This window comes from Streptomyces europaeiscabiei (genome assembly GCF_001550375.1).
In the GTDB taxonomy this organism is placed as follows: Bacteria; Actinomycetota; Actinomycetes; order Streptomycetales; family Streptomycetaceae; genus Streptomyces; species Streptomyces europaeiscabiei.
In genome coordinates this window covers 1-7,215 of the sequence record NZ_LRTR01000008.1, presented here as the reverse complement: position 1 = coordinate 7,215, position 7,215 = coordinate 1, and the positions used below count along the sequence as shown (strand labels likewise).

Sequence of the window (7,215 nt, the reverse complement as noted above, 5' to 3'; positions counted from 1 at the left end):
TCGCCGCCGCCGCGGCGGCCGCGAACAGCGGCGCCCGAGTCATCCTCGCCGACGACCAACCACACCTGGGCGGCAGCCTCCTGGGCACCGGCGAACACCTCGACTGGGCCGAAGAGACCGCCGGACGCCTCGACACCGCCCCGGAGGTCCGCGTACTGCGCCGCACCACCGTCTTCGGCTACTACGACGACAACCACCTCCTCGCCGTGGAACGCCGCACCAACCACCTGGGCGCGGCCGCTCCCGGACACGTCTCCCGCGAACGCGTCTGGCGCATCCGGGCCCGCCGAGTCGTCCTCGCCACCGGCGCCCACGAACGCTCTCTCGCCTTCGCGGACAACGACCGCCCCGGCGTGATGCTGGCCGCCTCGGCCCGCACGTACGCCAACCGCCACGGCGTCCTGCCGGGCCGCCGGGCGGTCGTCTTCACGACCAACGACAGCGCCTACGCGGCGGCTCTGGACCTCGCCGCGGCGGGCGTGGACATCACGGCGATCGTCGACACCCGCCCCGAACAGGGGGAGTGGGCGCGGCGCGCCCAGGAGGCCGGCATCGAGGTGCTGGCCGGGCACGCCGTCACCGGCACCGAGGGCGGCCCGCGCCTCACCGCCGTGACCGCCGCCCCGCACGGAGAACCCGCGGAGCAGCGGCGGTTCGCCGCCGACCTCCTGCTGGTCTCCGGCGGCTGGAACCCGGTCGCGCACCTGTTCAGCCAGGCGGGGGGCAGACTGCGCCACGACGAGACGCTCGGCTCCTTCGTCCCCGACACCTGCCGTCAGGCGGTCGAGGTGGCGGGCGGCGCGAGCGGAGAGTTCGACCTCGCCGGGGTTCTCGCACAGGGCGCCGCCGCCGGTGCGCGCGCGATCGAGGCCGAGGGCTACACCCCGGAGTCCCCCCGCCTCCCGGACGTGGCCGCACCGCCCCGGCCGACTCCGCCCATGCATGTCTACGTCGTGCCGGACGCCTCAGGCGCACCCCGCTTCGTCGACCTCCAACGAGACGTCACCGTCGACGACCTGACCCGCGCGACCGGCGCCGGCATGCGCTCGGTGGAGCACACCAAGCGCTACACCACGGCCGGCACCGCCAACGACCAGGGCAAGACCTCAGGTGTCCTGGCCAGCGGCGTGGTCGCCGAACTGCTCGGTGTGGACATCTCCGCGCTCGGCACGACCACGTTCCGGCCGCCGTACACGCCGGTGTCCTTCGCGGCGCTCGCAGGCCGTGACCGCGGCGCTCTGAGCGATCCGGTCCGCACGACCGCCGTCCACGAGTGGCATGTCGCGCACGGCGCCCTGTTCGAGAACGTCGGCCAGTGGAAGCGCCCCTGGTACTACCCGCAAGGCGGCGAGACCATGGAGAGCGCCGTGCTGCGCGAGTGCGCCGCCGCCCGCGAAGGCGTCGCCTTCATGGACGCCTCCACCCTCGGCAAGATCGACGTCCAGGGCCCGGACGCCGCCGTCCTCCTCGACCGGCTCTACACGAACATGATGAGCACCCTGAAGGTCGGCATGATCCGCTACGGCGTCATGTGCCGCCCGGACGGCATGCTCTTCGACGACGGCACGGTCATCCGCGTGGCCCAGGACCGCTTCCTGGTCACCACGACCACCGGCAACGCGGCCGCCGTACTGGACTGGATGGAGGAGTGGCTGCAGACCGAGTGGCCCGAGCTGAAGGTCCACTGCACGTCCGTGACCGAACAGTGGGCCACCGTCGCCCTGGTCGGCCCCCGCTCCCGCGACGTCCTCGGCACCCTCGCACCCCAACTGGCCGTGTCCAACGACGACTTCCCGTTCATGGCCTGGCGCGGGGCGACCGTCGCCGGCATCGAGGCCCGGGTCTGCCGGATCAGCTTCTCCGGCGAACTCGCCTACGAGATCAACGTGTCACCGTGGGACGCCCTCACCCTGTGGCAGGCGCTGTACGAGGCCGGAGCCCCGTACGGCATCACCCCGTACGGCACCGAGACCATGCACGTCCTGCGCGCCGAGAAGGGCTACCCCATCATCGGCCAGGACACCGACGGCACCGTCACCCCCCAGGACCTCGGCATGAGCTGGGTCGTCTCGAAGAAGAAGCCCGACTTCATCGGCAAGCGCTCCTACGCCCGCGCCGACACCCTCCGCGCCGACCGCAAGCACCTCGTCGGCCTGCTCCCGGAGGACCCCGGCACCTTCCTCCCCGAGGGCACCCACCTGGTCGCCGACAGCGTCCTGCCCGCCCCGCCCGTCCCGATGCTCGGCCACGTCACCTCCAGCTACCGCAGCGCCGCCCTCGGCCGGACCTTCGCGCTCGCCCTGATCAAGGGCGGCCGGGACCGCATCGGCGAGCGGCTGTACGCCCCCGTCGGCGACCGGCTGGTCCCGGTGACCGTCGCAAGCCCCGTCCTCTACGACCCCGAGGGAGCCCGTCGCGATGGCTGACACCGCACTCACCGCCCCGCCCCGCAGCCCCCTGGCCCACGCCGCCGCCCGCCTGGCCACCGCCACCCGCACCTCCCGGGGCGCGGTCCGCCTGGCCGAACTCCCCTTCCTGACCCAGCTCGACATCCGTCTCGACGCCAAGGGAGCGGCGGCCGACGCCATCGGCCTCGCCCTCGACCTCCCACTCCCGCTCGAACCCAACACCGTCGTACGCGCGGGGCAGTTGACCGCGCTGTGGCTGGGCCCGGACGAATGGCTGCTGGTGGGCCCGCCCGGCAGTGCGCACGACCTGGAGGGCCGGATCCGAACGGCCGCCGGGGACGAGCCCATCTCCGTCACCGACGTCTCCGCCCAGCGCACCACCCTCCTCGTCGCAGGCCCCCACGCCCGCGACCTTCTGTCCCACGGCTGCGCCCTGGACCTGCACCCACGTGCCTTCGGCGCCGGCCGCTGCGCCCAGACCACCCTCGGACGCACCCAGATCATCCTGATCGCCCGTGACGAACCCGCGTCCGGCTTCTGGGTACTGGTCCGCTCATCCTTCGCCGACTACCTGACGGACTGGCTGCTGGACGCGGCGACGGAGTACCTGCCGGCCTGAATCCACGACGTGTGCGCCTCGTGCACCCTGCCGGAGGAGCCGACCGGCGGAGCAACGGTCCCTCTGTCCGCCTCGTCGGCGCCGGGCGCGACACCTCCGGTTCGGGCGGAGCAGCCCCGCCCCTGGACAGCAGCGGCCGCGGCCGCAGATCGTGATCGGCCGTCCGCCGAGTCACGCCACCGCACTGCGGCGGCGTGACGGGTCGGCCGAGAGCATCGACGCGGGCTCGCGAGAAGCAACCGTCCGGCAGATCCGCTCGCGGGCAGCGCGGGCGGCGTCGGCAAGTCCCAACTGGCGTCGGCAGCGTTCCGCCGCGCCGAGCAGCGGGCCGAGATCCTGCTCCGCGTGCCCGCCGGCGACCACCCGTCGGTCCTGGGCAGTTACGCCTGAGTGGCGGGCGAGGCCGCCGGCGCGCTCACCCGCACCGGCACGGTCGCGGGCGCACCGGGGTTCATGTCGCCCGAGCAGCTGACCGGCAAGCGGGTCGGAACGGCGAGCGACGTCTTCGCACTGGGCGCGGTACTCACCCGGACAGTCACCGAGCCTGGCTGGCTCCACGACCCGCACGGCCACGAACGTACTGGTCAGGTCCGATTCCCCTAGCACTCGATGATGTTCACGGCGAGCCCGCCCCGCGCCGTCTCCTTGTACTTGACGCTCATGTCGGCGCCGGTGTCCTTCATGGTCTTGATGACCTTGTCGAGGGAGACGTGGTGGCGACCGTCGCCGCGTAGGGCCATCCTGGCCGCCGTGACGGCTTTCACGGCGGCCATGCCGTTGCGTTCGATGCAGGGGATCTGGACGAGGCCGCCGACGGGGTCGCAGGTGAGGCCGAGGTTGTGTTCCATGCCGATCTCGGCGGCGTTCTCGACCTGTTCGGGGGAGCCGCCGAGGACTTCGGCGAGGGCTCCGGCGGCCATGGAGCAGGCGGAGCCGACTTCTCCCTGGCAGCCGACCTCGGCGCCGGAGATGGAGGCGTTCTCCTTGAAGAGCATGCCGATGGCGCCGGCGGCCAGCATGAACCGCACGACTCCGTCCTCGTCCGCGCCCGGGACGAAGTTGACGTAGTAGTGCAGGACGGCGGGGATGATGCCGGCCGCGCCGTTCGTGGGGGCCGTCACGACCCGGCCGCCGGCCGCGTTCTCCTCGTTCACCGCCATCGCGTAGAGCGTGATCCACTCCATGGAGCGGGCCAACGCGTCGCCCTCCGCCCGTAGTTGACGGGCCGACATGGACGCGCGGCGGCGTACGCGCAGACCGCCGGGCAGGATGCCCTCGCGGGACATACCGCGGGAGACACACGCCTGCATCACGCGCCAGATGTCGAGGAGACCGGAACGGATCTCGTCCTCGCTGCGCCAGGCCCGCTCGTTCTCCAGCATCAGCGCGGAGATCGACAGACCCGTCTCCTTCGCCACGCGGAGCAGCTCGTCACCCGTGCGGAAGGGGTACTTGAGGGGCGTGTCGTCGAGTTTGATGCGGTCCGCGCCGACCGCGTCCTCGTCGACGACGAAGCCGCCGCCGACGGAGTAGTACGTCTTCGACAACAGCTCGGTGCCCGCCGCGTCGTAGGCCCAGACGGTCATGCCGTTGGCGTGGTACGGCAGCGTCTTGCGGCGGTGCAGGACCAGGTCCTTGTCGAAGGAGAAGGGGATCTCGTGGTCGTCCAGGAGGCGGATGCGGCCCGCCTCTTTGATCGCCTCCACCCGCTCGTCGGCCGACTCGACGTCCACCGTGCGCGGTGAGGCGCCTTCCAGGCCCAGGAGCACGGCCTTGGGGGTGCCGTGGCCATGACCGGTGGCGCCCAGCGAGCCGTACAGCTCGACGCGCACCGAGGCCACGCCCGCGAGCAGCTCCTCGTTGCGCAGCCGTCGGGCGAACATGCGGGCGGCGCGCATCGGGCCGACCGTGTGGGAGCTGGACGGGCCGATGCCGATCGAGAACAGGTCGAAGACCGAGATGGCCACGGTGACTCCTCAGAACGGGGGAGGGCGGTGCAGGGGGTGGGGCACCGCGCTCACTCCACAGTGTGCGCGGCGCCCCGGAAAAGCAGGACTACGTACCGATGACGCCCGGGTTACTTCCCCAGCCCCGGGTAGAGCGGGTGTTTGTCGGCCAGTGCCTTGACCCGGGTCTTGAGGGCTTCGGCGTCGTAGGACGGCTTGAGGGCTTCGGCGATGACGTCGGCGACCTCGGTGAAGTCCTCGGCGGTGAAGCCGCGGGTGGCGAGGGCGGGGGTGCCGATGCGGAGCCCGGAGGTCACCATCGGGGGACGCGGGTCGTTGGGGACGGCGTTGCGGTTGACCGTGATGCCGACCTCGTGGAGACGGTCCTCGGCCTGCTGCCCGTCCAGCTCGGAGGCGCGCAGGTCGACCAGGATGAGGTGGACGTCCGTGCCGCCGGACAGGACGTCGACGCCGGCCTCGCGGGCGTCGGCCGCCGTCAGCCGCTCGGCGAGGATCCGCGCGCCCTCGACCGTGCGGCGCTGGCGCTCCTTGAACTCCTCGCTCGCGGCGACCTTGAAGGACACCGCCTTCGCCGCGATCACGTGCTCCAGCGGACCGCCCTGGAAGCCGGGGAAGACGGAGGAGTTCAGCTTCTTCGCGAACTCCTTCTTCGCCAGGATGATGCCGCCGCGCGGGCCGCCGAGGGTCTTGTGGGTGGTGGAGGTGACCACGTCCGCGTGCTCGACGGGGTTGGGGTGCAGTCCGGCGGCGACCAGGCCCGCGAAGTGCGCCATGTCGACCCAGAGATGGGCCCCGGTCTCGTCGGCGATGCGGCGGAACTCGGCGAAGTCCAGCTGGCGGGGGTACGCCGACCAGCCGGCGATGATCACCTTGGGGCGGTGTTCCTTGGCGAGCTTCTCCAGTTCGGCCATGTCGACGAGGCCGGTGGCGGTGTCCACGTGGTAGGCGACGACGTTGAACTGCTTGCCGGAGAAGTTCAGGCGCATGCCGTGGGTGAGGTGGCCGCCGTGGGCGAGGTCGAGGCCGAGGATGGTGTCGCCGGGCTGGGCGAGGGCGAAGAGGGCGGCCTGGTTGGCGGAGGCGCCGGAGTGGGGCTGGACGTTGGCGTACTCGGCGCCGAAGAGGTCCTTGAGGCGGTCGATGGCGATCTGTTCGGTGACGTCGACGTGTTCGCAGCCGCCGTAGTAGCGGCGGCCGGGGTAGCCCTCGGCGTACTTGTTGGTCAGGACGGTGCCCTGGGCCTCCATGACCGCGACGGGAGCGAAGTTCTCCGAGGCGATCATTTCCAGGGTGGACTGCTGGCGGTGCAGCTCGGCGTCGACGGCGGCGGCGACCTCCGGGTCCAGCTCGTGCAGGGGCGTGTTCAGAAGCGACATGCGTACGACCTCGTCTTCTCAGCCGGCGGTGTGGGCGACGTACTCGTCGGCGGTGAGCAGGTCGTCCGGCTCCTGCGCGACACGTACCTTGAACAGCCAGCCGCCCTCGAACGGGGCGGTGTTCACCAGCGACGGGTCGTTGACGACGTCCTCGTTGATCTCGGTGATCTCACCGGAGACCGGTGAGTACAGGTCGCTGACCGACTTCGTGGACTCCAGTTCGCCGCAGGTCTCGCCCGCGGCCACGGTGGAGCCCACCTCGGGAAGCTGGGCGTAGACGACATCGCCGAGCGCGTTCGCCGCGAACTCCGTGATGCCGACCGTCGAGACGCCGTCCTCGGCGACCGACAGCCACTCGTGCTCCTTGCTGTAACGCAGCTGCTGGGGGTTGCTCATGGCCTGAATTCTCCTGTACGCGGGGGAGTGGTGAGGAAGGGGGGACTGCTGAAACCGCTGTTGAGCAGCGCGGATGTGCCCAGTGTCACTCTCGGGGTCCGCACGGGTGCCGCTTGTGAACGACTACGTGCACGACCACGCATACGACTACGGGCGGACGACTACGAAGGTGTCACTTCTGCCGCTTGTAGAACGGCAGCGCCACGACCTCGTACGGCTCGTGGCTGCCCCGGATGTCCACGCCCACACCGGCCGTGCCCGGCGCGGCGTGCGTGGCGTCGACGTACGCCATGGCGATCGGCCTGCCCAGCGTCGGGGAGGGAGCGCCGGAGGTGACCTCTCCGATCACCTCGCCGTCGGCGACGACCGGGTATCCGGCGCGCGGCACCCGGCGACCCTCGGCGACCAGGCCGACGAGGACGCGCGGCGGGGCCGAGGCGGCGCGCTCG

General features: G+C 71.6%; 7 protein-coding genes. 3 read left to right on the top strand and 4 right to left on the bottom strand.

Going from position 1 to position 7,215, the window contains the following annotated elements; translation table 11 throughout:
- The 3 genes from AWZ10_RS00205 to AWZ10_RS00190 all read left to right on the top strand — a co-directional run.
- On the top strand, positions 1–2,426 hold a 2,426-nt coding region (locus AWZ10_RS00205), incomplete at its 5' end, for a glycine cleavage T C-terminal barrel domain-containing protein (RefSeq protein ID WP_060890133.1).
- Positions 2,419–3,027 carry a sarcosine oxidase subunit gamma gene (locus AWZ10_RS00200; RefSeq protein WP_060890132.1) on the top strand — a complete coding sequence of 203 codons (609 nt, stop codon included), beginning with the start codon at positions 2,419–2,421 and terminating at the stop codon, positions 3,025–3,027. The genes AWZ10_RS00205 and AWZ10_RS00200, both read left to right, overlap by 8 nt.
- Before the next feature lie 390 nt (positions 3,028–3,417).
- Complete coding sequence (locus AWZ10_RS00190) at positions 3,418–3,630, top strand: hypothetical protein (protein ID WP_060890131.1); 213 nt, start codon at positions 3,418–3,420, stop codon at positions 3,628–3,630.
- Here the strand turns inward: AWZ10_RS00190 and AWZ10_RS00185 are convergent.
- The 4 genes from AWZ10_RS00185 to AWZ10_RS00170 all read right to left on the bottom strand — a co-directional run.
- On the bottom strand, positions 3,627–4,994 hold the full coding sequence (locus AWZ10_RS00185; protein ID WP_060890130.1) for an L-serine ammonia-lyase: 1,368 nt from the start codon (positions 4,992–4,994) through the stop codon (positions 3,627–3,629). The two genes, AWZ10_RS00190 and AWZ10_RS00185, sit on opposite strands and share 4 nt — an antisense overlap.
- A gap of 110 nt (positions 4,995–5,104) precedes the next feature.
- Complete coding sequence (gene glyA / locus AWZ10_RS00180) at positions 5,105–6,370, bottom strand: serine hydroxymethyltransferase (RefSeq protein ID WP_060890129.1); 1,266 nt, start codon at positions 6,368–6,370, stop codon at positions 5,105–5,107.
- A gap of 18 nt (positions 6,371–6,388) precedes the next feature.
- Positions 6,389–6,766, bottom strand: coding sequence for a glycine cleavage system protein GcvH (gene gcvH / locus AWZ10_RS00175; protein WP_037695734.1), 378 nt, complete (start codon positions 6,764–6,766; stop codon positions 6,389–6,391).
- Positions 6,767–6,938: 172 nt separating this feature from the next.
- Positions 6,939–7,215: glycine cleavage T C-terminal barrel domain-containing protein (locus AWZ10_RS00170; RefSeq protein ID WP_279616610.1), on the bottom strand; the 277-nt coding region annotated here is incomplete at its 5' end.